The following is a 26,024-nucleotide window of genomic DNA, read 5'->3' on the forward strand; positions in this document are numbered from 1 at the left end:
TAGGACGATCCTTAAAGTCGCTGGTATTTCGCCGCTTCCAGCCTTGTCGACGACGAAAAGAACCTGGCACGGGTGTCAGGTTCTTTTCGCTGCGGTGCCGCTCGCGAGAGGCTCAGACCACCGCCAGTCGCTGCTTGCGCAGTGGCGCGGGGAAGGCCTGGTCGATGGCCGCCAGGTCTTCGTCGTTCAAGCGCAACCCGGCCGCCTCGGCGTTCAGCCGGACATGCTCGGGATGCACCGCCTTGGGAATGGCGATCACGCCTTCCTGGCGCAGGACCCAGGCCAGGGAAACCTGGGCCGTGGTCACGCCGTGGCGTTCGGCGATCTGCTGCAGTGTGGGGTGGCGCAGCAGCTTGCCGGCCTGGGCGATAGGGCAGTAAGCCATGAGCGGCAAGCGCTGTTGTTGCGCGGCGGGCAGCAGGTCGAATTCGATGCCGCGTTCCTCGATGTTGTACAGCACCTGGTTGGTGGCGCAGGCCGGGCTCGCCAGTTCCTCGAGGTCATCGAGGTCGAAGTTGGAAACGCCCCAGCGGCCGATCTTGCCGTCTTCGCGCAGGCGTTCGAAGGCCTCCACCGTTTCTTCAAGAGGGTATTGGCCACGCCAGTGCAGCAGGTACAGATCGATGTAGTCGGTACCCAGGCGCCGCAGGCTGCGCTCGCAGGCTTGGGGAATGCCTTTGCGGCTGGCGTTGTGCGGGTACACCTTGCTGACCAGGAACACCCGGTCGCGCTGGCCGGTGATGGCGGTGCCGACCACTTCCTCCGCGCCGCCCTCGGCGTACATCTCGGCGGTATCGATCAGGCTCATGCCCCGTTCGATACCAGCCTGCAATGCGGCAATCTCGGCGTTGCGCTGGTGGCGCTCCTCGCCCATGCGCCAGGTACCCTGGCCAATCACCGGGACGGGCACGCCCGCCAGATCGAGTGTTCGCATGACAATCTCCTGAAAGGGTTAGCAAGGACCCAGAGAAGCAAAGGCGCGGTTGCCGGTCAAGGTGACGGAGAACGAGCAAGAATCTTTTATATTCATTTAAGGAATAAAATAAATTCTATTTATTCCTTTTAGTGTCTGAAGACACAGGGCACCTCAGAAGCCTGCACGGCGATGCGCCAGTGCCCACCCCAGACAGGAAGGCCCACCATGACCATCAAGGCAATCAACGTTCGCAATCAGTTCAAGGGCATCATCAAGGAGATTCATGAAGGCCAGGTGGTCTCGGAAATCGATGTGCAGACCGCCTCGGGCATCGTCACTTCGGTGATCACCACGCGCTCGGTGCGCGACCTGGAATTGAAGGTCGGCAGCGAGGTCATTGCCTTCGTCAAATCCACCGAAGTGTCGATCGCCAAGCTCTGAGGCCTTCGATCCCGACCCTGCACCTCGCTTGCCACGCTCGCCGAACCCTGCCACAGGGGCACCGGCGAGGGTGGCAAGCCGCCTCGACCCCGGCCACCGACGGCAAGCGCGCCGCCATCGCCGATTTCCTCGGCCGCCTGAAACAGGCTCGTGTCTGGGTCGACAGCCACACCGACCAGTACGCCGACCTGTGGGCGAAAAAGGCCAACCTCGACCCGAACGTTTCGCGCCATTGGTTGCGCCAGGCGCACATGAGCGTCGGCCCGGTGGACCCGCAGGCCGCCGCCGACCTGCAGAGCACCGCGGACTTCCTGTTCAAGGTCAAGGCGCTGCCGACGCCCTTGGCCACCGCGACTGTTGTCGATACCTCCTTTACCCAGGCCCTGAGCCAGTGAAGCCTTGCCGGGGGCCGACCATCGGCCCCGGTACCTTCAGCGTCCTTCGTGCTGGCGGCGATAAGCCCCCGGCTGTACGCCCACGGCCTTGGCGAAGGCCCGGGTAAAGGCCGCCACCGATTGATAACCCACCGCCGCGCCGGTCTGTTCCACGGTGTGGTTGGCCTTGAGCAACTGGCAGGCGTGGCGCATGCGCAGCGCCAGCAGGACCTGGCCCGGGGACTGCCCGGCCAGTTCGTTGAAGCGCTTGAAGAAGGCCGAGCGCGACAGTCCGGTGCAGGCCGCCATGCTTTCCAGGGGCCAGGGCTGTTCGGGGTGTTCGATCAGCTGTTCCAGCAGCGTGGCGAAGGCCGGGTGCCGGGCCAGCGCCACCAGCCCACCGAGCCCTTGGTTGTCGGCCACCTGCTGGCGTAACACATAGAGGAACAGCAGATGGCTCAGGCGCTCCAGCAGCGCCGAGGAGGGCGCGGGCGTGCGCTGGCACTCTTCCAGGATCAGCTCGAACAGGGCCCGGGCCGCGCTCAGGGACGGGTCGCCGGCGCGCAGTACGATCCAGTCCGGCAGGCCGTCGATGATCAGCGACGACAACCCGGACTTGAAGTGAAAGAAACCGCAGACCAACCCCACGCCATCCTCGGCGCTGGCGTCGAGCGCCTGCATGGCCCTGCGTGGCAGTTCATGGGCGGTACTACGCTGTTCGGCGCTGGACAGGCGATAGTCCAGGTCGCGCAGCAGGAACAGCGCGTCCCCGGCATCCAGGCGCTGGGCCTGCTCCTGGCCCTCGATATGCAGCCAGCAATGGCCTTGCACGATCAGGTGGAAGCTGGCCCGGGCCAGGCCGTGGGTGCTGGCATGCCAGCCGCCGCAGTAGCGGCCGACATGGAACAGGCTGGCGTCGAGTTCGAGGCTTTCTAATAACCAATCAACCAGTGGGCTGGACGAAATCATCTAAGGGAAACACTCAGGAGCAAGTAATCGCTACTTTAGAATATGGATCGAAATTTTTATAACCAACAGACTGGCCGGACACCTACACAACAGGAGTCCACCGCATGCCGCGCATCACTCTACACAGCCTGCAAAGCGCCCCCGAAGCGGCCCGGCCGTTTTTGCAGAACGCCCAGAACAACTCGGGCTTCATCCCCAATCTGCTGGGCATCCTGGCCAATGCCCCGGCGGCGCTGGAGACCTACGTTACGGTATCGGCGCTCAATGGCAAGGCCGAGCTGAGCCTGGCCGAACGGGAAGTGGTGCAGCTGGTGGCGGCCACCACCCACGGTTGCGATTTCTGCGTGGCCGGGCACACTGCGGTGGCACAGAACAAGGCCAAACTGCCAGACGCGGTGATCAGCGCGTTGCGTGAACGCAGCCCTTTGCCGGAGGAAAAATTGCAGGCGCTGGCCGCCTTTGCCGCCGAGGTGATCGCCACCCGCGGTAACGTCAGCGAGCCGACGTTCGCAGCGCTCAAGGCCGCCGGCTACAGCGAGGGCAATGCCCTGGAGGTGATTCTCGGGGTGAGCCTGGCGACCCTGTGCAACTTCGCCAACGTGTTCGCCCGCACGCCGCTGAACCCGGAACTGGCCAAGTACCGCTGGCAAGCGCCGCAGCAATGATGCAGCGGCTGGATTCAAGGCACGGCCGCTGGGTCGCTGCCGCGTAGAAAAGGAGAAAACCACATGCTCGACCCCGCATTGAGTCAATGGCTGGACGCCGAGGCCCAGGCCCTGGATCTGGGCCACTGCGACCCACAGCAGGTGCTGGCGCGACTGGCCGAGGCCCAGGTGCTGCGCATCGGTATTCCGGCCGGGCAGGGCGGTAGCGACGGCGACCTGGGCGCTGCCGTGGAAGCGGTGGCCGCGGTGGCCAGCCATTCCCTGGCGGCGGCCTTTGTGTTCTGGGGCCAACGGGCCTTTATCGAATACCTGCTGCACAGCCCCAACGCGGCCTTGCGCGAGCGTCTGTTGCCGGACTTGCTCAGCGGCGAACTGGCGGGGGCCACCGGATTGTCGAACGCCATGAAGTTCCTTTCGGGCATCGAGGCCCTGCAAGTCCGCGCGTTGCCACGGGCCGGCGGCTGGTGCCTGAACGGGCGCCTGCACTGGGTCACCAATCTGCGCAAGAGCGGTTTTGTGGTGGCCGCGGCCATCGGACATGAGCAGGGTGGCGCACCCTTTGTCCTGGCGATCCCCGCGGCCCTGGCTGGCCTGCAACGCTCCGAGGACTTGCAGTTGATGGGCTTGCAGTCGAGCAACACCGCGGCGCTGGAGCTGCAACAGGTCGAGGTGGGTCACGACTGGTTGCTGCACGAGGACGCCAAGGCCTTTCTGCCGGCGGTACGCCCGGCGTTTCTCGGCCTGCAATGCGGCATGGCCATCGGCCTGGCACGGCGCGCGCTGGATGAAGTGCAAACCCATCTGCACAGCGGTCGCTCGATCCTGCGCGAGCCTTTCGAAGACCAGCGCCAGCAGTTGGAAGAACACGTCGACCAGCTTAAGCGCGGCCTGCTGGAGGGACGTTTCCTGACCCAGCCAGCGGCGCTGTTCCGGTTGCGCATCGCCCTGGCCGAAGCCGCTGCCAATGCCGTGCAGCTGGAGTTGCAGGCCAGTGGCGGCAAGGCCTACCTGAGCGAGCATGGCAGCGGCTTTGCCCGGCGCTGGCGCGAGTCGGCCTTCGTGCCGATCGTCACGCCGAGCCTGGTGCAGTTACGCGCCGAGTTGCAACGCCAGGCCCGGGACGCGGCGGCATGAGCGCGGCCTTGCTCGAAGCCCGGCAGATCAGCCTCGGCTACCCCGGCGAACACGGCTGGCAAGCGGTGCTGGAAGGCTTCGACCTGCGCTTGCAGCCGGGGGAGGTGGTGTCGATTCTCGGTCCCAGCGGCGTCGGCAAGTCCAGCCTGTTGCGGGTCCTGGCCGGCTTGCAGGCTTCCTGCGGCGGCAGCGTCAGCCTGCTGGGCCAGGCGCTGGACGGCCCGCATCCACGGGTGGCCGTGGCTTTCCAGGACCCCAGCCTGCTGCCCTGGCTGAACCTGGAACACAACGTCGCCTTCGGCCTCGACTTCGCCCGCCAGCCGGCGCTGGACGCCCAGCAACGCCAGGCGCGGGTCGACCAGGCAATTGCCGAGGTCGGCCTGCAGCATGCCCGCGGTCACTACCCGGCGCAGCTGTCCGGCGGCATGGCCCAGCGCACCGCGCTAGCCCGTTGCCTGGCGCGCCAGCCGCAGGTGCTGTTGCTCGACGAACCCTTCGGCGCGCTGGACGAAGTGACCCGCGCCGACATGCAGCAACTGCTGCTCAAGGTGATTGCCGAGCACCGCACCGCGGCGCTGTTGATCACCCACGACATCGACGAAGCCCTGCTGCTTTCCGAGCGAATTCTGCTACTGGGTAACAGCCCGGCGCGGACCCTCGGCGAGTGGCGCATCGACCTGCCTCAGCCGCGTGCCGAGCTGGTGGAAGAACTGGGCACCCTGCGTATCGAGATTCTCAAAACCCTTCGGCGGGCGAGCCGCGCTGCACAGCCCCAAGCCTTAGCCGAGCCTCTGCCTCTGTAGGAGCGAAGCTTGCTCGCGATAAAAACCTCAGTGCGGCGCAGGGTCCCAGTCACCCCGTCAGCGTTGAGGTCCTTCGCGAGCAAGCTTCGCGCCTACGGAAGAGGCGGTGATGGCCGGTTCAACCCCTTGCCCGAATTGTCGGAGATACACCATGTGCCTGGATGACTTCACCCACAGCCGTCGCGACTTTCTCAAACTCAGCGCCTTGCTCACCGCCGGCGGCGCCTTGCCGCTACTCAATAGCCTGCAGGCCCGCGCCGCCGCGGAGCCGGACGCGCCGGTGCGCATCGGCTACCTGCCGATCACCGACGCTACGCCCTTGCTGGTGGCCCATAACAACGGCCTGTTCGAGGCCGAGGGCATCCGCTCCGAGCGCCCGGTGCTGTTGCGTAGCTGGGCGCAGGTGATCGAGGCATTCATTTCCGGGCAGGTCAATGTGATCCACCTGCTGTCGCCAATGACTGTCTGGGCTCGTTACGGCAGCAAGGTGCCGGCCAAGGTGGTGGCCTGGAACCACGTCGGCGGCTCCGGCCTGACGGTGGCGCCGGGCATTACCGAGGTCCGGCAACTGGGCGGGCAGGCGCTGGCGATTCCGTTCTGGTACTCGATCCACAACGTGGTGGTGCAGCAACTGCTGCGCGACAACGGCCTGACCCCGGTGAGCCGGCCGGTCAGCAGCCTGCTGGCGGCCAACGAGGTCAACCTGCTGGTGCTGCCGCCGTCGGACATGCCGCCGGCCCTGGCCAGCAAGCGCATCGCCGGCTACATAGTCGCCGAGCCGTTCAATGCCCTGGCCGAGGAACTCAAGGTCGGCCGGGTGCAGCGCTTTACCGGGGATATCTGGCGCAATCACGCCTGCTGCGTGGTGTTCATGCACGAGCAGGACCTGAACAATCGCCCCGAATGGTCGCAGAAGGTGGTCAACGCCATCGTCAAGGCGCAGCTGTGGACCCGCGACAACCGCGCCGAGGCGGCCCGGCTGCTGTCCCGGGACGGCGCCAACCGCTACACCCCGCATGCGCCGCAGGTGTTGAGCCGGGTGCTGGCGCCGAGTACCGGCGAGCGCCAGCAATACCTGGCCGACGGCGCGATCCAGCATGCGCAGTGGGACGAGCAGCGCATCGACTTTCAGCCGTACCCGTTCCCCGGCTACACCGAGGAACTGGTCAAGCGCCTCAAGGACACCCTGATCGAAGGCGACAAGGGTTTCCTGGCCAGCCTCGATCCGCAGCACACCGCCCGCGACCTGGTGGACGACCGCTTCGTGCGCAATGCCATCGCGTCGGTCGGCGGGCTCAAGGCATTCGGCTTGCCCGACCGCTTCGAACGCAGCGAGGAGTTCAGCCTCTGATGGCCAAGCGATCCGCATTGAACCTGCCTTGGCTGCTGGGCGTGGGCGGGCTGCTGTGCCTGCTGCTGTTGTGGTGGCTGGGCGTGCGCCTGTTCGGCAGTGCCGACGGGCTGGCGGCGCGCTTTTCGCCGGCGGCGACCCTGGCCAGCCTGCTGGAACTGCTGGGCCGCGCCGAACTGTACGAGCATGTGCTGGTCAGCCTCAAGCGCATCCTGGTCGGCCTGGCCCTGGCCTTGCTGGTCGGCGTGCCCCTGGGCCTGCTGATTGGCAGCTACCGTCACCTGGAGGCGGCCACCACCCCGGCGTTCCAGTTCCTGCGGATGATCTCGCCGCTGTCGTGGATGCCGGTGGTGGTGATGCTGATGGGGGTAGGGGACCAGCCGATCTACTTCCTGCTGGCCTTCGCCGCGGTCTGGCCGATCCTGCTCAACACTGCGGCCGGGGTGCGCCAGCTCGACCCGCGCTGGCTGCAACTGAGCCGCAGCCTCAGCGCCACTCGTTGGGAAACCCTGCGCAAGGTGATCCTGCCCGGGGTGCTGGGCCATGTGCTGACCGGCGTGCGCCTGGCCATCGGCATTTTGTGGATCGTCCTGGTGCCCTGCGAAATGCTCGGCGTCAGCGCCGGCCTGGGCTATTTCATCCTCGATACCCGCGACCGCCTGGCCTATTCGGAACTGATGGCCATGGTCCTGCTGATCGGCGCCCTGGGCTTTGCCCTGGACAGCCTGGCCCGTGGTCTGCACCGACGCTGGACGCACTTGCCGTAACGCCGCGACGGGCGCATTGTCAGTGAGCAGTCTGAAGTCATGCTGGCGCTCGATCCGGCGTTGACGCACCGGCGTTTATAAAGAGGCGCCGGTGGCCGGCGTGGGCGTCCAGCCTATCTGGAGGTGCGCCATGAGCCAGTACCAACGCTTGTTGCTGGTCATCGACCCGGCAATGCGCCAATCCCCCGCGATCCCGCGTGCAGCCGCCCTGGCCAAGGCCAGCGGCGCGACCCTGCATATCGCGGCCTTGCTGAAACCGGCGTCGATTCTTTCCCTGTTCGAGCACAACGTGCGCAATGAGGCGCGCGAACGTTATCGCCTGGAACATCAGAACTGGTTGCAGGAGGAAGTGCATCGGCTGCGTGGCCATGGCGTCACGGTCAACGGCGAGGTGACCTGGGCCGACGACCTGCTGGAGGAAATCCTGCAGCACGTCGCGGAAATCCAGCCCGACCTGCTGATCAAGGACGTGCAGCACGAACCGGCGCTCAAACGCGCCTTTCTCACGCCGATGGACTGGCACCTGCTGCGCCGGTGCCCGGTACCGCTGTACCTGATGGGTCGCCACGGCCATACCTTGCCGCAGATGGTGGTGGCGGCGGTCGACCCGTCGCGGCCGGAGTACCAGCACAACGGACTCAACGACCGGATCATCCATGAAGCCAACAGCCTGGCCCTGCAATGCAATGCCGAGCTGCACCTGTTGCACGCCTATGACGTGTCGTCGGTCTACCTGGGCGATGCCGGGGGCGGTGGCCTGGTGCTGGCGGACCTGACCCGGGAACTGCGGGTCACCCTGGAAAAAGCCTTCCTCGAACTCGCCGAGCGCTACGGCGTGCCCGAGGAGCGGCGGCATTTCATCCTCGGACAGCCGGTTACGGTCCTGGCCAATTTCGTCACCGAGAACCAGGCCGACGTGCTGGTCATGGGCCGCGTGCATCGCGAGGGCCTGGAGAAACTGGTGGGCAGCACCACCGAGCACGCGCTGTATCAGGTGCCCTGCAGCCTGCTGGCGCTGTAGCCGGGCGCCTTGGGAGGTGAGACATGAGCGAATATCCGTCATTGCAGATGACCCTGCGCAACCGCCAGGCCGCCGGGCAAGGGCTGGTTGCGCCGTTGCAGAAATACAGTCGCCGGCCCGAGGTGATCGTGCTGGCGTTGCCCCGGGGCGGGGTGCCGGTGGCCTGGGAAATCGCCCGGGCCCTGGAGGTGCGGCTGGACCTGATGCTGGTGCGCAAGCTCGGCGTGCCCGGCCATGAAGAACTGGCGATGGGCGCCATCGCCAGCGGCGGCATTCGTATCCTCAATCAGGACGTCCTGAGCGGCCATCACCTCGGTGATGCCGCGCTGCAAGCGGTGACCGTACGGGAAACCCAGGAGTTGCAGCGCCGCGAGCGGGTCTACCGCGGCGACCGGGCCGTGCCCGACCTGCGTGGCCAGGTGGTGATCCTGGTGGACGACGGGCTGGCCACTGGTGCCTCGATGCACGCCGCGGTACAGGCCACGCGCCTGCAGCACCCGGCGCGGATAGTGGTGGCCGTGCCCCTGGCGCCGCAGGAAACCGTGGACACCCTGAGTTTCGAGGTCGACGAGCTGATCTGCCCGATCACACCGCTGTGGTTCGTGTCGATCGGCAACGGCTATGCGGACTTTGCCCAGACCTCGGACGAGGAGGTGATCGAACTGCTGCAGCGCGCCTGGCAGCGGCCGTGCGAAAGCGCTGCGGCATGAGCGTCTCGGCGGCCTGAAACCGGGTGCGCCGGAACCAAAACCCTGGTTGCCCCTCCAAGCTGTGCCCGGCGCTGCGCGCAGGCCGGGCGAGGGATCCATGGGCGAAGGATTTTTGCCATTGAGGTGACGACCGCAACGGTCCGACACAGGGCAAAACATGAAACGAGGCTTCAAGGTTCTCTGCGCAGTGCTACTCGCCGCCGGCCTGGCCGGTTGCATCGCTGCCCCCATCGAAATGACCGCGCAGACCGAACAACGCCTGCGCGCCCAGGCGCCAATCCGCTTTCTGCTGACCTTCGACGACGGCCCCAGCGCTTCCAGCTTCTACAACCCGACCGAACGGGTGCTCGACGACCTGCTCGACAACCCGCTGCAGCCGGCGATCAAGGCGGTGTTCTTCGTCCAGACCCGCGCCTCGCGGGCCGGCGGCAGCGACATAGGGCGGCGGATAATGGCCCGCGAGCACGCCGAGGGCCATGTGCTGGGCTTTCATACCGCCACGCCGAGGCACACCAACCATCGCTCGCTCGACCCACAGGAGCTGGAGACGTCCCTGAACGACGGCAGCGCCGATATCGCGCTGATCACCGGCGTGCCGCCGAGCCTGGTGCGCCCGCCATTCTGGAACTACGACAAGCGCACCTTCGCCGCCTACCAACGGCATGGCCTGCATGTGCTGCTGACCGACCTCAGCGCCAACGACGGCAAGGTCTGGGGTTTCAACGCCAGCCCACGGCGCAGGGCCAACATGCTGCGCCAGCTGTCGGAGGTGCGCGAACGCATTGCCCTGGGCCAGCTGCCGACGGTGGATGGAGCGATCCCGGTGGTGGTGACCTTCCACGACCTCAATCGCTACACCGCCCGGCATACCCGGGAATACCTGCAGATCCTGCTCGACAGCGCCCAGGCCACCGGCCTTCGGACCGCGCCCAAGCCGTTCTACGACGATACCGCGGCGCTGCAACGGGCGGTCATGGCCCGTACCGTCAGCAACAGCGAGCAACCGGTGCGGTTGCCGGGGCTGTGGAACTGGCTGTGGGACAGGAATTCCCATTGAGCAGGCGTGACCGTTCGCATGGGACAAGACATGACCGTCGGTCCGCCAATGCCTTGCCAGGATCGAATAAATCTCTGGTTTTACAGTCACATGGGTGGTTGCAGGCGCCGGCGCCGCCGGTTCGCACAGGGCCTGCTGCGTTGCCGGGCAGCTTTGCCAACCCATCGTTCTGACCCAGGTTCTAGGACACTTCCCATGAAGCGACTCGCGACACTCACCCTGACCCTTTGCTCCACGCTGCTGCTGGGTGGCTGCTACCCCCATTGGGACGACGGCCGGCGCTACGATCGCGACCATGACGGCTGGCGCGACCACAGTCGTTATGACCGCGACTACTACCGCGACCGCGATCATGACGACGACCGTTACGACCGCCGCTACGACCGGCGGGACAAGGATGGGCGCTATCGTCGCGACCATGACGACGATGATGATTGAGTCGCAGGGCGATTTTCGCCCGATATGACAACGGCGCCCTTGGGCGCCGTTGTCGTTTGTGCCGGGCGTTACTTCACCGCATAGAACTTGCGCACATAGGCCGTGCTGTGCCACGCGCAGGGCGTGCCCTGGGCAACGAACAGCGTAGCGCCGGGGCCGGCGGTCAGTCGGCTGCCATCCGCGCCCTCGAGGGTCACGCTGCCTTCCACCAGGTGCATCAGCTCATGGAGCTTGTGGGGCCGGCCATGGCGGCGGTAAGGCGTGGAGTCCCAGACACCGATCCGCAGGTCGCAGGCGTCGTCCTCGAAGGCGTTGCGCGAGCGGCATTGCGGTTCCGGGCCGATCAGGATCTGCGGCTCGGGGGCCGCCGAAGGCGAGAGCATGGCCCGCGGGTCAAGCAGCGTCAGGCCCGGTTCGGCGCCCGCGGCAGCGCGTTTCACTGCGCAGAAGGCCCAGAGCGTGCCGGGTTCGGCCTCGAGCTTGAAGGTGCTGCCGCGGCCGATCACCGCGCTGGCGCCCGGGGCCAGTTCCAGGGCCGGTTCCCCAGACGGTCCGGCGCTGTAGAGCAGCACCTTGCCGGCGTGCACCACGAGCATTTCGATGTGGGGGAAATCCTCGATGGCAAAACTTGCGCTGGTGCGCACGACACCGGCGGCAATCCCGTCGCTGCCGGTGTAGGCGACCAGCCGATCGGCGCCGAAAGGGTCGTGGCTGCCCAGGGCAGCGGGGGTGAACAGGCTGGCGTCGAAGCGACCGTCGGCGCCTGCCAGCAGCAAAGCGGCGGGTGTGGACATACAGATAACTCTCTGGGGGGGGAAGGTGCCGCGCGGCGGGCGCCCGCGGCGTTGTGGATCAGCCGATGGCCTGGGTCACCAGGGCGAACTGGCGAACGCCGCCAAGCGCCCGGGGCGGAGTGCCGCGGGCCATCTGCGCGACCTGGTCGACCTGTTTCAGGCCAGCGCTTTGCAGCCAGTCGGCCAGGCCGCAGTCGGCCGGAATATCGATGCGCACGAAGGCATCGGGAACCTTGCTCAGCAGGCTGGCGATCATCTGCCGGGCCTGCTCGGGGTTTTCCGCAATCACCGGGCCGATGCAGCGACCACGGCCGAACGGCCGCAGCAGGGCGAAGGCGCGCAACTGGCCATCGCGCTCGATGCCGACGCCGTGCTCGACCACCGCGAACAGGTCTTCCAGTACCTGCTGGCGGTCCAGGCCGCTGCCGGCGTTGGCCAGGCTCAGTTGGCGCAGGCGGTCGGCCTTGCGCAGCGGCCGGCAGCTTTCGCCGGCGGGCAGGGCGCCGACCTCAGGCACCCGCGCCTGGCCCTGATGCTGCTGGATCATGCCGAACTCGACGAAGCCCTGGCTGGCATACAGCGGCGCGCCGGCCAGGGTGGCGTTGAGGATCGGCGTGCGCGACTCGCAGGCGTGCAGGGCCTTTTCCATCAGGGCGCGGCCGATGCCCTGGCCCTGGTAGTCGTTGCTGACGATCACCAGGCCGATGGTGGCGTAGTCGCCCTGGAGGCAGGCGAAAGCGCTGCCGATCAGGCGCTCGCCGTCTTCCACCACGAAGCCCTGGCTGACCCGCTGCAACATCGCCCAGTCCTCCAGGCGATGGGGCCACTTCAATTGCACCGACAGGGCGTGGGCCGCCGGCAGGTCGGCGACAGTCATCGGGCGGTACACATAAGCGGGGCGAGGGGTGGCGGACATGGCAAGACTCCGTGGAAAAGATAAGCGCGATCGCCGGCTTTGCTGTGCGGCGATGCGTCTGTATCCCATCTGCGCCGAGACCTGGCAAGAGCCCGGCAGCGATTCGGCAGAATCCCTAAAAGAGCGGCCGGCAGACCACAGTAACTACTTAAAAGGGGCATAAGGTCGGCAGCAAATGCTTGCGCTTTTTTCCTAGGATGGAGGCCTGGTTTTCACCGGCCGGACCGGCCTTCGCCGACCTTATTGCCGCCTTTAGTGGAGTACTCCATGGATAGCTTCGATCCTCGTCTTGTCGCTGTGCGCAGCGCTCATTTCATCGCCGGCCAGTACCGCGACGCCGCGCCCGGGCTGGAAGTCTCGCGCCCGTCGGACGGCCAGGCCTATGGGCAGTTGCCGATCGCCGACGCCGAATGGGTGGACGAGGCGGTGAACAATGCCTGGCAGGCATTAGTCCGCTCCGACTGGGCCAGCCGTCCGCCCCGGGAGCGGGCGCGGGTGATGCGGCGCTGGGCCGACCTGGTGGAAGCCGACGCGGCGATCCTCGCGCCGCTGGAGGCGGTGGGTTCGACCCGTCCGCACCAGGACGTGATCGCCTGGGACATTCCTTATGTCGCCGAAGGCATCCGCTTTTTCGCCGAGCTGGCGGACAAGCACGGCGGTTCGCTGGCCGCCACCCAGACCAACCGCCTGGGCATGCAGATCGCCGAACCCTATGGGGTGATCGCCGCTATCGCGCCGTGGAATTTCCCGCTGAGCATGGCCTCGTGGAAAGTCGCCCCGGCCCTGGCCGCCGGTAACGCGGTGGTGCTCAAGCCGTCGGAACTGACGCCGTACTCCAGCCTGCGTTTCGCCGAACTGGCGCTGCAAGCGGGGATCCCGGCGGGCATCTTCAACGTGGTACAGGGCGACGGCCAGGTCACTGGCGATGCCCTGTGTCGCCATCCGCGGGTGGCCAAGGTGACCTTTACCGGTTCCACCGCCACCGGTTCGAGCATCATGTCCACCTGTGCCCTGGTCGGACCCAAGCCGGTGACCCTGGAGCTGGGCGGCAAGAGCCCGCAACTGGTGTTCGCCGACGTGCCGGACATCGCCAGGACCGCGCGCACCGTGGCCATGGCCATTACCGGCAACGCCGGGCAGGTCTGCGTCTCCGGTTCGCGGCTGCTGATCGAGCGCTCGATCATGCAGCCCTTCGTCGAGCACCTGCGGACGTACTTCGAACAATTGCGCCCGGGGCCGACCTGGTCGTCGACCAGCACGCTGTCGCCGATCATTTCCCGGCAGCAGGCCAACCGCATCGACGGCATCGTCCAGCGTTCGCGCCAGGCCGGCGCCGAGGTGCTCTGTGGCGGCGGCTTGTTCGATGGCCTGGGCGGCGCCTACTACCAGCCGACCCTGCTGACCGGCCTGGACAACGGCAACCCGGCGGTCTGCGAGGAGATCTTCGGCCCGGTGCTGACGGTGCAGGCCTTCGACGATGAAGCCGAGGCCCTGGGCCTGGCCGAGCACGCCACCTACGGCCTGGCCGCCGGGGTGCACACCGCCGACATCAACCGCGCCCTGCGCCTGGTCCGGCGCCTGGAGGCCGGCACGGTGTGGGTCAACCGCTACGGGCGCAGCAACGACTACATCCTGCCCACCGGCGGCTACAAGCGTTCCGGCATCGGCAAGGACCTGGGGCGCGAAGCCTTCGAGGCCAACCTGCGCTTCAAGAGTGTGCTGATCGATATCGCCGGCTGAAAGCCATGACCGGCAGGCGGCGGGTGAGCGGGGCGGTACGAAGTATGCATTGAACCTTCCGGCGCGGCCGAAGGCCGGCCGCCACCGGTTGGGGATTGACCGGGACACACTCTGCGATTCAGCGAAACGGGCGCTTCCAGACGGGGGCGCCCGTTTTTGTTGGGGGCGGCGCAGGTTCTGCGGCGGTCGGGCCCGGACTTGAGCCCCGGCGGCCGGAAAAGGTCCATAAAAGCGCATGAATACGGGCTTTGCCCAAGGCTGGCGCGCCCCGCAAAGTCTGCTGAGGGCACCCCGAAAAACGGTGGTTTGTATCGAGCAGCCCGCGCTTTTAACGCCATCTGCTGATTTCACGGTGTTGTAATGAAGCTGTGATTGCAACGCTGCATCAGGGCTCCGGCAGCCGCGCTCTTGCGTGTCACGCCATGACCTCAACGAACTTCAGGACCGCACTCAATGAGCTTTCTTCGTCCCAAATTCATTACGTTCGACTGCTACGGTACGCTGACCAACTTCCACATGGGCACCATGACCCGCGAGCTGTTCGCCGACCGCGTCAGCCCCGAGCAGATGGACCAGTTCGTCAAGGACTTCTCGGCCTATCGCCTGGACCAGGTCATGGGCGACTGGAGGCCCTACGACGAGATCCTCAAGACCGCGCTGGCGCGGACCTGCAAGCGCTGGGGCGTCGAGTACCGTGACGAAAGCCAGCTGTACTACGACGCGGTGCCGACCTGGGGGCCCCATCCCGACGTGCCGGCCGGCCTGTCGAAGATCGCCGACAAGATCCCCCTGGTGATTTTCTCCAACGCCAGCGACAGCCAGATCATGTCCAACGTCGACAAGCTCGGCGCGCCGTTCCACAAGGTCTTCACCGCCGAACAGGCCCAGGCCTACAAGCCACGCCTGGCGGCCTTCGAGTTCATGCTCGACAACCTCGGCTGCGGCCCGCAAGACATCCTCCACGTGTCTTCCAGCTTCCGTTACGACCTGATGCCGGCCCACGACATGAAGATCAAGCACAAGGCCTTCGTCGCCCGTGGCCACGAACAGCCGGCCAACGCCATCTATGGCTACCAGCAGATCCCGGACATCGGCGGCCTGGCCGCGCTGGTCGGTCTCTGATCGGTCATGGGCGCTCTTCAAGGCATGGTCAGGGAGTCAGGCATGGGCAGTGAATCCTATTGGCTCGACAGTGCGCCGGCGTTCACCGGGGCACAGGCCGGCGCGTTGCCGGACAGCGTCGACGTGGCGATCGTCGGTGGCGGGTTCACCGGGCTGTCCGCGGCCCGTGCGCTGGCCATGAAGGGCGCCCGGGTGGTGGTGCTGGAGGCCGGCCGGGTGATCGGCGAAGCCTCCGGGCGCAACGGCGGCCAGTGCAACACCGGGGTGGCCCAGGATTATGCCGCCCTCAGCGCCAGCCTCGGCGCCGAGCGGGCACGGGCCTATTACCAGGCCTACGAGCGGGCGGTGCAGAGCGTCGTGGCGCTGGTGGAGCAGGAGGGCATCGGTTGCGACCTCAAGCGCAACGGCAAGCTCAAGCTGGCGGCCAAGCCCCTGCATTACGAAGGGCTGGCGCGCACCTGCGAGCTGATTCGCCGCGAGGTCGATGCCGATGTCGAGTTGCTGTCCGCCGAGCAGGTGCGCGGCGAAGTCGATTCCGCCGGTTTTCACGGCGGCCTGTTGCAGCGCAACGGCGTGCAGATGCATGTCGGGCGCTTCGGCGTCGGCCTGGCGCAGGCGGCGGCGCGCCATGGCGCGCTGATCTATCAGGATTGCGCGGTCAAAGGCTGGCAGGGCAACAGTGGCGGCTACCGGCTCGACACCGCGCGCGGTTCGTTGCAGGCGCGGCAGATCCTGCTGGCCACCGGCGCCTGCCAGCATGGCGACCTCGGCTGGTACCGGCGGCGCATCGTGCCGGTGGGCAGCTTCGTGGTGACCACCGAGGTGCTGCCGCAAGCCCTGGTCGAGCGACTGCTGCCGCACCAGCGTTCCTATGTCACCAGCCGCACCATCGGCAACTACTTTCGCCTGACCCCGGACAGCCGCTTGCTGTTCGGCGGCCGGGCGCGTTTCGCCATGTCCAGCCCCAGCTCCGACGCCAAGAGCGGCAAGGTGCTGCAGGCGGCCATGGTGCAGATGTTCCCGCAACTGGCCGGGGTCGGGATCGACTACTGCTGGGGCGGGCTGGTGGACATGACCAGCGACCGGCTACCCCGGGCCGGCGAACGCAACGGCATCTACCACGCCATGGGCTACAGCGGCCATGGCGTGCAGATGTCGGTGCACATGGGCCAGGTCATGGCCGAGGTCATGGACGGCAAGGCCAGCGCCAACCCCTGGCAAGACCTGGCGTGGCCGGCGATTCCCGGGCACTTCGGCAAGCCCTGGTTCCTGCCGCTGGTAGGCGCTTACTACCGCTTCCAGGACTATCTGCACTGAGTTTGCTTCACCGTCGTTTTGCGTTTCCAGGACGCTCCGGTCAACCGCGAGCACTCGAGCCTTCTCATTATTCGACAGGTAGAACTGCTATGACTGACAACAAAGTCGATCCGCAACTGATTTCCGGCGAAGAAAGCCTGCGGGTTTTCGAGGGCCTGAACCGTGGCATGTCCCGCCGCAGTGCCTTGCGCATGCTTGGCGTGGCCGGTGTCGCCGCCGCGGGCGCCGGCAGCCTGTTCGGCAGTGCCGGCACCTTGCTCGCCAGCGACAGTGCGGCGCCGGGCAAGGGCAAGCCGGGCGGACGCATCCGCGTCGCCGGGATGTCCAGTTCCACCGCCGACACCCTCGACCCGGCCCGGGGCGCACTGTCCACCGACTATGTGCGGCACTTCATGTTCTACAACGGCCTGACCCGCTTCGACAGCCACCTGGTGCCGCAGCTGGAGTTGGCCGAGCGCATCGACAATACCGACGCCACCCTGTGGATCATCACCCTGCGCAAGGACGTGACCTTCCACAACGGCAAGGGCCTGACCGCCGCCGACGTGGTGTTCTCGCTGTCGCGGCACAAGGACCCGGCCACCGGCTCCAAGGTCATGCCGCTGATGGAGCAGTTCGCCGAGATCAAGGCCACCGGCACCCATGAGGTGCAGATCCGCCTCAAGGCGCCGAACGCCGAGCTGCCGTCGATCCTCGCGGTCTCGCACCTGCTGATCGTGCCCGAAGGCACCACCGACTTCAGCCAGGGCATCGGCACCGGGCCGTTCAAGGTCAAGGAGTTCAAGCCGGGCGTGCGCTCGGTTTCCGCGCGCAACCCGAACTACTGGAAGCCGGGTCTGCCGTACCTGGACGAGATCGAGTTCATCGCCATCGCCGACGAGCCTTCGCGGGTCAACGCCTTGCTCTCCGGCGATGTCAACCTGATCAACGAGGTCAACCCGCGTTCCACCGCGCGCATCGCCGCCAGCGCCGGGCACCGGGTGGTGGACGCGCCGTCGGGCAACTACACCGACCTGATCATTCGCCAGGACCAGTTGCCTGGCCAGAGCCCGGAATTCACCCAGGCGCTGAAGTACCTGCTGGACCGTGAACAGGTGAAATCCGCGGTGTTCCGCGGCTACGCCGTGCTCGGCAACGATCACCCGATCGCGCCCGGTTCGCGTTACTACAACGCCGACCTGCCGCAGACCGTGTACGACCCGGAAAAGGCCCGCTTCCTGCTGAAGAAGGCCGGCATGGAGAAGGTCAGCATGCCGCTGGTGGCCTCGCCGGCGGCCACCGGTTCGGTGGACATCGCCGTGCTCCTGCAGCAGTCGGCCAAGCAGGCCGGGCTGACCCTCAACGTCAACCGCCTGCCCAGCGACGGCTACTGGTCCAACCACTGGATGAAGCACCCGCTGAGCTTCGGCAACATCAACCCGCGGCCGAACGCCGACGTGATCTTCTCGCAGTTCTTCCAGTCCAGCGCGCCATGGAACGAGTCGGGCTGGAAGAACGAGCAGTTCGACCAGTTGCTGATGCTGGCCCGCGGCGAGACCGACGACGCCAAGCGCAGCACGATGTACGCCGACATGCAGACCCTGGTGCACGACCACTGCGGCATCGGCATCCCGGTGTTCATCAGCAACATCGACGGGGTCGACCAGCGCATCAAGGGCTATGGCAGCAACCCCCTGGGCGGCTTCATGGGCTACATGTTCGCCGAGCAGGTGTGGCTGGACGCGTGAGGGGCTAAAGCGGGTTCCGTCGGGGCTGCAAGGCAGGAGGGAAGGGCGATGAATAGCAACACACTGTGGTTGATCGGGCGGCGCATGGGCGCCGCGGTCGTGACCTTGTTGATCGTGTCCATGGTGGTGTTCGCCATCACCGCGGTATTGCCGGGGGACGCGGCGCAACAGGCCCTGGGGCAGTTCGCCACGCCGGAACAGGTGGCGGCGCTACGCCTGAAACTGGGGCTGGACCAGCCCGGTGTGGTGCGTTACCTGCACTGGCTGCTCAGCCTGCTGGCCGGCGACATGGGCACCTCGGTGTCCAACGCCATGCCGGTCAGCGAGCTGATGGCCGGGCGGGTGCCCAACACCCTGATGCTGGCGGCGGTGACCGCGGTGGTCTCGGTGCCGGTGGCGCTGACCCTGGGCATCGGCTCGGCCATGGGCCGCGGCGGGCGCCTGGACAGCATCCTGAGCTTCATCACCCTGGCCCTGGTGGCGGTGCCGGAGTTCCTGGTGGCGACCCTGGCGGTGCTGGTGTTCGCGGTGAACCTGGGCTGGCTGTCGGCCTTGTCCTACGCCAGCGAAACCCACTCGCCGCTGCAGTTCCTGCGCACCTACGCCTTGCCGGTGATGACCCTGTGCTTTGTCATCGTCGCGCAAATGGCGCGCATGACCCGCGCCGCGGTGATCGACCAGCTCGACAGCCCCTACGTGGAAATGGCCCGGCTCAAGGGCGTCAGCCCGGTGCGCATCGTGCTGCGCCACGCCTTGCCCAACGCCATCGGGCCGATCGCCAACGCGGTGGCGCTGAGCCTGTCGTACCTGCTGGGCGGGGTGGTGATCGTCGAGACCATCTTCAACTATCCCGGGATCGCCAGTCTGATGGTCGACGCGGTGACCAACCGCGACATGGCGCTGGTCCAGGCCTGCACCATGCTGTTCTGCACGGCCTACCTGGGCTTGGTGCTGATTGCCGACCTGTGCGCGATTCTTTCCAATCCGAGGCTGAGAAACCAATGACCAATCTCATGCTGAAGTCGACGCCTGCCACGCCCGACCTGGCGCTTGGCAAGGTCTCCCACGGGCCGTCCTGGCTCGGCCTGACCGGGGCCGCGATGTGTGTGCTGTGGCTGCTGGTGGCGCTGTTCGGCCCCTGGCTGGCGCCGCACCCGGTGGGCGAAGTGGTGTCCGCCAATGTGTTCGACGCCATGGGCGCGGCCTATCCGTTCGGCACCGATTACCTGGGCCGCGACATGCTCAGCCGGGTACTGGTGGGCGCGCGGTTCACCGTCGGCCTGGCGCTGATTTCCGCGGTCCTGGCCAGCGGCCTGGGCACCGCCTGCGCCTTGCTCTCGGTGGTCGCGCCGAAATGGCTGGATGAAGTCATCAGCCGCCTGATGGATGCCTTCATCTCCATCCCGAGCAAGATGCTGGCGCTGATCATGGTCTCGGCCTTCGGCTCCTCGGTGGTGCTGCTGGTGTGCACCGCGGTGCTGAGCTTCACCCCCGGGGCGTTCCGTATCGCCCGCAGCCTGGCGGTGAATATCGAGGCCCTGGAGTATGTGCAGGTGGCCCGCACCCGGGGCGAGCGCCGGCTGTACATCGCCTGCGTGGAGATCCTGCCGAACATGCTCAACCCGGTGCTCACCGACCTGGGCCTGCGCTTTGGCTTCATCGTCCTGCTGCTCAGCGGCATGAGCTTCCTCGGCCTCGGCGTGCAGCCGCCGGACGCCGACCTCGGCTCGCTGGTGCGCGAGAACATCGGCGGCCTCAACCAGGGCGCGCCGGCCATCGTCATCCCGGCGCTGGCCATCGGCACCCTGACCATTGGCGTGAACCTGTTCATCGACAGGATCTCGTCGCGCCGCAGCCGCCGTCCGGGAGGTCATTGAGATGAGCCAGTTGATTCGAGTGGAAGACCTGCGGGTGGTCGCCGGCGGCGAGAGCGGCGAAGTGGAGATCGTCAAGGGCGTGAGCTTCGCCCTGGAGCAGGGCGAGGTGCTGGCGTTGATCGGCGAATCCGGCTCCGGCAAGACCACCATCGCCCTGGCCCTGCTGGGTTATGCCCGCCGCGGTTGCCGCCTGGCGTCCGGGGTGGTGCGGGTCGGCGAACACGACATGCTGGCCCTGGGCGAGGAGCAGTTGCAGGGCCTGCGCGGCAATCGCGTGTCCTACATCGCCCAGAGCGCGGCGGCGGCCTTCAACCCGGCGAAAAGACTCCTCGACCAGGTGGTGGAGGGCGCCCTGATCCATGGCCTGGACAGTCGCGCCAACCTGGAGGCCAAGGCCATCGCGCTGTTCCGCGACCTGGCCCTGCCGGACCCGGAACACATCGGCCAGCGTTACCCGCACCAGGTCTCGGGCGGCCAGTTGCAACGGGTGATGGCGGCCATGGCGCTGATCAGCGACCCGCTGCTGGTGATCCTCGACGAGCCGACCACCGCGCTCGACGTCACCACCCAGATCGACGTGCTGCGGGCCTTCAAGCGGGTGGTGCGCGAACGCGGAGCGACGGCGGTGTATGTGTCCCACGACCTGGCGGTGGTGGCGCAGATGGCCGATCAGATCGTGGTGCTCAACGGCGGCCAGATCCTCGAACAGAGCGCCACCGCGCCGCTGCTCGAGGGCCCGGCCCACGACTACACCCGCAGCCTGCTGGCGGCGGCGCGCCCGGACTCGACCATTCGCCCGCCCAGTGATATCGCCGAGGACCAGCCGCTGCTGACCATCAAGGGCCTGACCGCTGGTTACGGCAACAAGAACCTGCAAGGCATGCCGATGATCCGTGTGCTGGAGGACATCGACCTGACCGTGCGCCGTGGCCAGGCCATCGGCGTGATCGGCGAGTCGGGCTCGGGCAAGTCGACCCTGGCGCGGGTGGTGGCCGGTTTGCTGAGCCCGGCCCTGGGCCAGCTGAGCTTCGACGGCCAGCCCCTGGGCGGCAGCCTGTCGAGCCGCACCGACGAGCAGTTCCGGCGGATCCAGATGGTGTTCCAGAACGCCGACACCGCGCTCAACCCCATGCACAGCGTCAGCGCCATTCTCAGCCGGCCGCTGAAGATGTATTTCGGCCTCAAGGGCGCGGCATTGCGCCAGCGCATCGACGAACTGCTGGACCTGGTGCGGCTGCCGCGCAAGCTCGCGGACCGGCGGCCCAGCGAGCTGTCCGGCGGGCAGAAGCAGCGGGTCAACCTGGCCCGCGCGCTGGCGGCCAAGCCCGACCTGATCCTCTGCGACGAGGTGACTTCGGCCCTGGATACGGTGGTTGGGGCGGCGATTCTCGAATTGCTGCGCGACCTGCGCCAGGAACTGGGGGTGTCCTACCTGTTCATCAGCCACGACATTTCCACGGTGCGCGCGCTGTGCGACGACATTGTGGTGATGTACAGCGGGCACAAGGTCGAGGCGGGCAGCCGCGCGGCCTTTGCCCAGGCGCCGTTCCATCCCTATACCGACCTGCTGATCCACTCGGTGCCGGAGCTGCGCCAGGGCTGGCTGGAAAGCTGCGGCAGCACCTGCGCCAGCCTGCCGCCGATCGGTGTCAAGGCCAACGTGCCGGAGCTGTGTACCTTCCTCAATCGTTGCCCGGTGCGCATCGACGGGTTGTGCAACCGCACCGCGCCGAACCGCCGCGCCATCGACGGCGGCAGCGAGATCCTCTGCCACCGCGACAGCGGCGAGTTGTTGCAGAGCCAACAGAACTTCAATGGCATGACCGAGGGAGCCTACGCATGAAGGGGCGTTTTGTACGGTTGGGCGAGCGCGAACGGGCGCCGGTACGGCTGTGGGTGGATGGCGCGCCGATCGAGGCGTTGCAGGGCGACACGCTGATGGTGGCGTTGCTGACCCAGGGGACGGCCCTGCGCCAGTCGGAGTTCGATTCCGGCCGGCGCGCCGGCTTCTGCCTGATGGGCGCCTGCCAGGACTGCTGGGTCTGGACCCGCGCCGGCGAACGCCTGCGCGCCTGTTCCAGCGAGGTCCGCGAGGGCCTGGATATCCTCACCACACAACCGGAGGCGGTATGGCCACTGCACGGCTGAACATCCCGTCCGGCGCGGCGCCGCGGGTCGTGATAGTCGGCGCCGGCCCGGCCGGTGTCCGTTGCGCCGAAACCCTGCTGGCGGCCGGCCTGGTGCCGACCCTGGTCGACGAGAACCGTCGCGACGGCGGGCAGATCTACCGCCGCCAGCCCGAAGGTTTTTGCCGCGACTACGCCACCCTGTACGGCAGCGAAGCGCACAAGGCCCGGGCCCTGCACGACAGCTTCGAGCGCCTGCGCCCGCGCATCGACTATCGCCCGGACACCCTGGTGTGGAACCTGACCCCCGGGCAGCTGTGCTGCGTCAGCCAGGGCCGGCACTTCACCCTGGACTATGACGCGCTGATCCTCTGCACCGGCGCCACCGACCGCCTGATGCCGCTCGAAGGCTGGCAACTGGCGGGCACCTACAGCCTCGGCGGCGCGCAGATCGCCCTCAAGGCGCAGTCGGTGTCCATCGGTCACCGCGTGGTGTTCATGGGCAGCGGGCCGCTGCTGTACCTGGTGGCCAGCCAGTACCTCAAGGCCGGGGCGCAGGTCGCCGCGGTACTCGACACTTCGCCGCTGGGCAAGCGCATCGGCGCCTTGCCGAAACTGCTGGCGCGCCCGGGATTGCTCTGGACCGGCATGAAGCTGCTGGCGCAGCTGTGCCTGGCCCGGATACCGGTGCACCTGGGGATCCAGCCGGTCCGGGTGCTGGGCGATGCCCAGGGCGGGGTCAGCCTGGTGCAGGTCAAGACCGCCAAGGGCGACAGCCTGGATGTCGAGTGCGATGCCCTGGCCCTGGGCTATCACCTGCGTCCGGAAACCCAGCTGGCCGACCTTGCCGGTTGCCGCCTGGCCTTCGAGCCGGCGTCCAGCCAATGGCTGCTGGAGCTCGACGAGGCCGGGCGCACCAGTGTCAGCGGGGTCTATGCCGCCGGCGACGGGGCGAAGATCCGTGGCGCCGACGCCGCCGAACACGCCGGGCGCCTCGCGGCCCTGGCCCTGCTCGAGGATCTGCAACTGCCGGTCAACGCCGCGGAACGCGACGAACAGCGCCAGGCCCTGGCGGTGATGGACCAGTTCCGCCTCGGCCTGGCCCAGGCCTTTCCCTGGCCGAGCGCCCAGGCCGAGGCGCTGCCGGACACCGCCATCGTCTGCCGTTGCGAGATGATCAGCGCCGGCGAACTGCGGCGCACGGTGCGCGAGAAGGGCGCCTGCGAAGTCAACCGCGCCAAGGCCTTCAGCCGGGTCGGCATGGGCCGCTGCCAGGGTCGCTACTGTGCCCAGGCCGGGGCCGAGGTGATCGCCGCCGCGGCCGGGGTCGCGGTGCAGGAGGTGGGCCGGCAGCGAGGCCAGGCCCCGGTCAAGCCCCTTTCGATGCTCACCGGGGAGGTGACGCCATGACGGTGCAACAGTCCGATGTACTGATTGTCGGCGGCGGCCTGATGGGCTCGGCGGCGGCGTTTTTCCTGCGCCAGCGCGGCCAGTCGGTGACCCTGCTGGAGCGCGACCAGATCGGCCAGTACGCCAGCGGGGTGAACTTCGGCAACGTGCGGCGCCAGGGGCGTTATCTCGGCCAGCTGGAGCTGGCCAACCGTTCCTGGGCCCTGTGGAAGCGCCTGCCGGAACTGATCGACGACGACCTGGAATTCATCGCCAGCGGCCATATGCGGGTGTGTTACCGCGAGGACGAGATCGCTGAGCTCGAGGCCTATGCCGCGGCGCCCGAGGCGCGGCAGCTGGACCTGAAGATCTACCGCGGCCGCGAGTTGCATGAGCGTTTTCCGTTCCTCGGGCCGGACGTCAAGGGCGGCTCCTACGCGCCCCATGACGGCCATGCCAACCCGCGCCTGGCGGCCCCGGCCTTTGCCCGGGCGGCGGTGCGCGGCGGGGCGCGGATCGAAGAACGCACCGAAGTGGCCGAGGTGCAGAAGGTCGGCGGCGGGTTCCTGGTCGGCACCACCGACGGCCGCCAGTTCAGCGCCGAACGCCTGCTGATCACCGCCGGCGCCTGGGGCCAGAAACTCTCCGAGCAGTTCGGCGAGCCGGTGCCGCTGGACACCAACGGCCCGCAGATGGCGGTCACCGAGCCGGTGCCTTACGCCTTGCCGACGGTGATCGGGGTCTACACCAAGATCCCCGAGGAGGTGATCTACTTCCGCCAGATTCCCCGCGGCAACATCATCATCGGCGGCGGCTACCGCAGCAAACCGGACATGCTCACACGGCGCGCCCAGGTCGAACCGCGCAGCATCCTCAACCAGATCCAGCAGATGCGCCGGCTGCTGCCGGGCATCGGCAACCTCAACATCATCCGTGTATGGAGCGGCATCGAAGGTTATCTGCCCGACTCGCTGCCGATCATGGGGCCCAGTGGCCAGGTCGACGGTCTCTACTACGCCTTCGGTTTCTGCGGCCACGGCTTCCAGCTCGGCCCGGGCGTCGGCGACGTGATGGCCGAGCTGATCGCCACCGGCAGCACCAGCACTTCGATCGAGCCCTTTTCGATTCGCCGCTTCGCCGGCACAACCGCACAACGGAGCAAGGCCTCATGAAACCCCGGGTACTGGAGATCCTCAAGCGCCTGATCGCCTTCGACACCGTGTCCTCGGAGTCGAACCTGGCGCTGATCGAATACGTGCGCGAGCTGCTGCTGGGCAAGGGCATCGAGTCGCTGATCGTCAAGGACGAAAGCGGGCGCAAGGCCAACCTGTTCGCCAGCACCGGGCCGCGGGAACTGCCGGGGATCCTGCTGTCCGGGCACACCGACGTGGTGCCCGTCGCCGGCCAGGCCTGGACCCTGCCGGCGTTCCAGGTCACCGAGCGAGGCGGGTGCCTCTACGGGCGCGGCAGCTGCGACATGAAGGGGTTTATCGCCCTGGCCATAGACGCCATGCTCGAGGCCGCCGACAGCACCTTGAGCCGGCCGCTGCAACTGGCACTGTCCCATGACGAGGAAATCGGTTGCGTCGGCGTGCGCCGCCTGCTGGACGTGCTGCACCTGGCGCCGGTGCGGCCGTTCCTGTGCCTGATCGGCGAACCCACGCGCATGCAGTTCGTGCTCGGGCACAAGGGCAAGGGGTCGTACCGCGCTTATTGCCGTGGCCAGGAAGCGCATTCCTCCCTGGCGCCGCTGGCGGCCAACGCGATTCACCTGGCCTGCGATTTCATCGCCGGTTTGCGCGACAGCCAGCAGCGTCTGCGCGAGCAGGGCGCGCGGGACGCCGACTACGACATTCCCTACAGCACCGTGCACGTCGGGCAGATCGGCGGCGGCAAGGCGCTGAACATAGTGCCGAACCTGTGCACCCTGGATTTCGAGGTGCGCAACCTGCCGGCGGACGATCTCGAGCAGTTCCTCGAACAGATGCGCGAACGCGCCGAGTTGATCGTGCGCGAGGCACGCAAGGTCTCCGAGGTGGCGGCCATCGAGATCGAAACCCTCAATGTCTACCCGGGGCTGGAGACCCATCCGAGTGTCGAGGCGGTGCGTTTGCTCCACGACTTCGCCGCGCCGGGCACTGGCTACGCCAAGGTCGGCTTCGGCACCGAAGGCGGCCTGTTCAACCAGCGCCTGGACATCCCGGTGGTGGTCTGCGGCCCGGGCTCCATCGAGCAGGCGCACAAGCCCGACGAGTTCATCGAGGTCGGCCAGATGGACGCCGGCCAGCGCTTTCTCGAAGGCCTGCTGGGTTCCCTGAAACGTTGAGCCGTCATCTGTAGCCGCTGGCGGAGGCTGCGATCGGGCGCTAG

At 67.1% G+C, this 26,024-nt stretch carries 25 protein-coding genes and 1 pseudogene; 22 read left to right on the plus strand and 4 right to left on the minus strand.

All coding sequences use genetic code 11. The features are described 5' to 3' along the window. Positions 1-112: 112 nt before the first annotated feature. Complete coding sequence (locus tag H0I86_RS15795) at positions 113-934, minus strand: aldo/keto reductase (protein WP_180925760.1); 822 nt, start codon at positions 932-934, stop codon at positions 113-115. 207 nt (positions 935-1,141) lie between these two features. Between H0I86_RS15795 and H0I86_RS15800 the strand changes: the two genes are divergently transcribed. Together H0I86_RS15800 and H0I86_RS15805 are read left to right on the plus strand one after the other, a co-directional pair. Continuing rightward, positions 1,142-1,357: a TOBE domain-containing protein gene (locus H0I86_RS15800; protein WP_009044054.1), complete on the plus strand. Its 216-nt coding sequence runs from the start codon at positions 1,142-1,144 to the stop codon at positions 1,355-1,357. 77 nt (positions 1,358-1,434) lie between these two features. Further along, positions 1,435-1,752, plus strand: a pseudogene (locus H0I86_RS15805) (ABC transporter substrate-binding protein); the annotation flags it as partial. Positions 1,753-1,788: 36 nt separating this feature from the next. Here H0I86_RS15805 and H0I86_RS15810 read toward each other — a convergent pair. Then, complete coding sequence (locus H0I86_RS15810) at positions 1,789-2,700, minus strand: AraC family transcriptional regulator (RefSeq protein ID WP_180925761.1); 912 nt, start codon at positions 2,698-2,700, stop codon at positions 1,789-1,791. A 104-nt stretch (positions 2,701-2,804) separates the two neighbouring features. On the opposite strand from H0I86_RS15810, the gene H0I86_RS15815 reads away from it, so the two are divergent. The 9 genes from H0I86_RS15815 to H0I86_RS15855 all read left to right on the plus strand — a co-directional run bounded on the left by H0I86_RS15815 (position 2,805) and on the right by H0I86_RS15855 (position 10,646). Then, positions 2,805-3,365, plus strand: a complete 561-nt coding sequence (locus H0I86_RS15815) for a carboxymuconolactone decarboxylase family protein (RefSeq protein WP_180925762.1) — start codon at positions 2,805-2,807, stop codon at positions 3,363-3,365. Positions 3,366-3,428: 63 nt separating this feature from the next. After that, positions 3,429-4,499: an acyl-CoA dehydrogenase family protein gene (locus H0I86_RS15820; RefSeq protein WP_180925763.1), complete on the plus strand. Its 1,071-nt coding sequence runs from the start codon at positions 3,429-3,431 to the stop codon at positions 4,497-4,499. Further along, a complete protein-coding gene (locus H0I86_RS15825) occupies positions 4,496-5,302 on the plus strand; it encodes an ABC transporter ATP-binding protein (protein ID WP_180925764.1) in 807 nt (268 codons plus the stop codon). The genes H0I86_RS15820 and H0I86_RS15825 overlap by 4 nt, the downstream gene beginning before the upstream one ends. Before the next feature lie 151 nt (positions 5,303-5,453). Further along, positions 5,454-6,653 carry an ABC transporter substrate-binding protein gene (locus H0I86_RS15830; RefSeq protein WP_180925765.1) on the plus strand — a complete coding sequence of 400 codons (1,200 nt, stop codon included), beginning with the start codon at positions 5,454-5,456 and terminating at the stop codon, positions 6,651-6,653. Beyond that, positions 6,653-7,420: an ABC transporter permease gene (locus tag H0I86_RS15835; RefSeq protein ID WP_180925766.1), complete on the plus strand. Its 768-nt coding sequence runs from the start codon at positions 6,653-6,655 to the stop codon at positions 7,418-7,420. The genes H0I86_RS15830 and H0I86_RS15835 overlap by 1 nt, the downstream gene beginning before the upstream one ends. 130 nt (positions 7,421-7,550) lie before the next feature. Next, positions 7,551-8,441, plus strand: a complete 891-nt coding sequence (locus H0I86_RS15840; protein WP_180925767.1) for a universal stress protein — start codon at positions 7,551-7,553, stop codon at positions 8,439-8,441. A gap of 23 nt (positions 8,442-8,464) precedes the next feature. Then, the gene (locus H0I86_RS15845) at positions 8,465-9,151 is read left to right on the plus strand and encodes a phosphoribosyltransferase (protein WP_180925768.1); all 687 of its coding nucleotides are present in this window, start codon (positions 8,465-8,467) and stop codon (positions 9,149-9,151) included. Positions 9,152-9,308: 157 nt separating this feature from the next. Then, positions 9,309-10,208, plus strand: a complete 900-nt coding sequence (locus tag H0I86_RS15850) for a polysaccharide deacetylase family protein (protein WP_180925769.1) — start codon at positions 9,309-9,311, stop codon at positions 10,206-10,208. A 195-nt stretch (positions 10,209-10,403) separates the two neighbouring features. Then, complete coding sequence (locus H0I86_RS15855; RefSeq protein ID WP_180925770.1) at positions 10,404-10,646, plus strand: hypothetical protein; 243 nt, start codon at positions 10,404-10,406, stop codon at positions 10,644-10,646. A gap of 68 nt (positions 10,647-10,714) precedes the next feature. Here H0I86_RS15855 and H0I86_RS15860 read toward each other — a convergent pair whose 3' ends face one another. Beyond that, a complete protein-coding gene (locus tag H0I86_RS15860) occupies positions 10,715-11,440 on the minus strand; it encodes a cupin domain-containing protein (RefSeq protein ID WP_180925771.1) in 726 nt (241 codons plus the stop codon). A gap of 58 nt (positions 11,441-11,498) precedes the next feature. Further along, the gene (locus tag H0I86_RS15865) at positions 11,499-12,356 is read right to left on the minus strand and encodes a GNAT family N-acetyltransferase (protein WP_180925772.1); all 858 of its coding nucleotides are present in this window, start codon (positions 12,354-12,356) and stop codon (positions 11,499-11,501) included. Positions 12,357-12,623: 267 nt separating this feature from the next. Here H0I86_RS15865 and H0I86_RS15870 point away from each other — a divergent pair, with 267 nt between their 5' ends. The 11 genes from H0I86_RS15870 to argE all read left to right on the plus strand — a co-directional run bounded on the left by H0I86_RS15870 (position 12,624) and on the right by argE (position 25,980). Further along, positions 12,624-14,096: an aldehyde dehydrogenase family protein gene (locus H0I86_RS15870; protein WP_180925773.1), complete on the plus strand. Its 1,473-nt coding sequence runs from the start codon at positions 12,624-12,626 to the stop codon at positions 14,094-14,096. A 453-nt stretch (positions 14,097-14,549) separates the two neighbouring features. Beyond that, entirely contained in the window at positions 14,550-15,218 is a 669-nt protein-coding gene (locus H0I86_RS15875) for a haloacid dehalogenase type II (protein ID WP_180921207.1), read from the plus strand. A 42-nt stretch (positions 15,219-15,260) separates the two neighbouring features. Next, positions 15,261-16,535 (plus strand): NAD(P)/FAD-dependent oxidoreductase, encoded by a 1,275-nt coding sequence (locus tag H0I86_RS15880; protein WP_180921208.1) that lies wholly within the window; start codon positions 15,261-15,263, stop codon positions 16,533-16,535. A gap of 89 nt (positions 16,536-16,624) precedes the next feature. Then, complete coding sequence (locus H0I86_RS15885) at positions 16,625-18,262, plus strand: ABC transporter substrate-binding protein (protein WP_180921209.1); 1,638 nt, start codon at positions 16,625-16,627, stop codon at positions 18,260-18,262. Between the two features lie 48 nt (positions 18,263-18,310). After that, positions 18,311-19,267 (plus strand): ABC transporter permease, encoded by a 957-nt coding sequence (locus H0I86_RS15890; protein ID WP_023965461.1) that lies wholly within the window; start codon positions 18,311-18,313, stop codon positions 19,265-19,267. Further along, positions 19,264-20,139, plus strand: coding sequence for an ABC transporter permease (locus H0I86_RS15895; RefSeq protein ID WP_124351247.1), 876 nt, complete (start codon positions 19,264-19,266; stop codon positions 20,137-20,139). Before H0I86_RS15890 ends, H0I86_RS15895 begins: the two co-directional genes overlap by 4 nt. 1 nt (position 20,140) lies before the next feature. Then, on the plus strand, positions 20,141-21,982 hold the full coding sequence (locus tag H0I86_RS15900) for an ABC transporter ATP-binding protein (RefSeq protein ID WP_180921210.1): 1,842 nt from the start codon (positions 20,141-20,143) through the stop codon (positions 21,980-21,982). Next, positions 21,979-22,287 (plus strand): (2Fe-2S)-binding protein, encoded by a 309-nt coding sequence (locus tag H0I86_RS15905; protein WP_009049173.1) that lies wholly within the window; start codon positions 21,979-21,981, stop codon positions 22,285-22,287. The genes H0I86_RS15900 and H0I86_RS15905 overlap by 4 nt, the downstream gene beginning before the upstream one ends. After that, positions 22,269-23,675: an FAD/NAD(P)-dependent oxidoreductase gene (locus H0I86_RS15910; RefSeq protein ID WP_180921211.1), complete on the plus strand. Its 1,407-nt coding sequence runs from the start codon at positions 22,269-22,271 to the stop codon at positions 23,673-23,675. The genes H0I86_RS15905 and H0I86_RS15910 overlap by 19 nt, the downstream gene beginning before the upstream one ends. Beyond that, positions 23,672-24,826 carry an NAD(P)/FAD-dependent oxidoreductase gene (locus tag H0I86_RS15915; protein WP_180921212.1) on the plus strand — a complete coding sequence of 385 codons (1,155 nt, stop codon included), beginning with the start codon at positions 23,672-23,674 and terminating at the stop codon, positions 24,824-24,826. The genes H0I86_RS15910 and H0I86_RS15915 overlap by 4 nt, the downstream gene beginning before the upstream one ends. Next, the gene (gene argE, locus H0I86_RS15920) at positions 24,823-25,980 is read left to right on the plus strand and encodes an acetylornithine deacetylase (protein ID WP_180921213.1); all 1,158 of its coding nucleotides are present in this window, start codon (positions 24,823-24,825) and stop codon (positions 25,978-25,980) included. Before H0I86_RS15915 ends, argE begins: the two co-directional genes overlap by 4 nt. Positions 25,981-26,024: the final 44 nt, after the last annotated feature.

It is taken from the genome of Pseudomonas chlororaphis subsp. aurantiaca, assembly GCF_013466605.1.
GTDB lineage: Bacteria > Pseudomonadota > Gammaproteobacteria > Pseudomonadales > Pseudomonadaceae > Aquipseudomonas > Aquipseudomonas chlororaphis_I.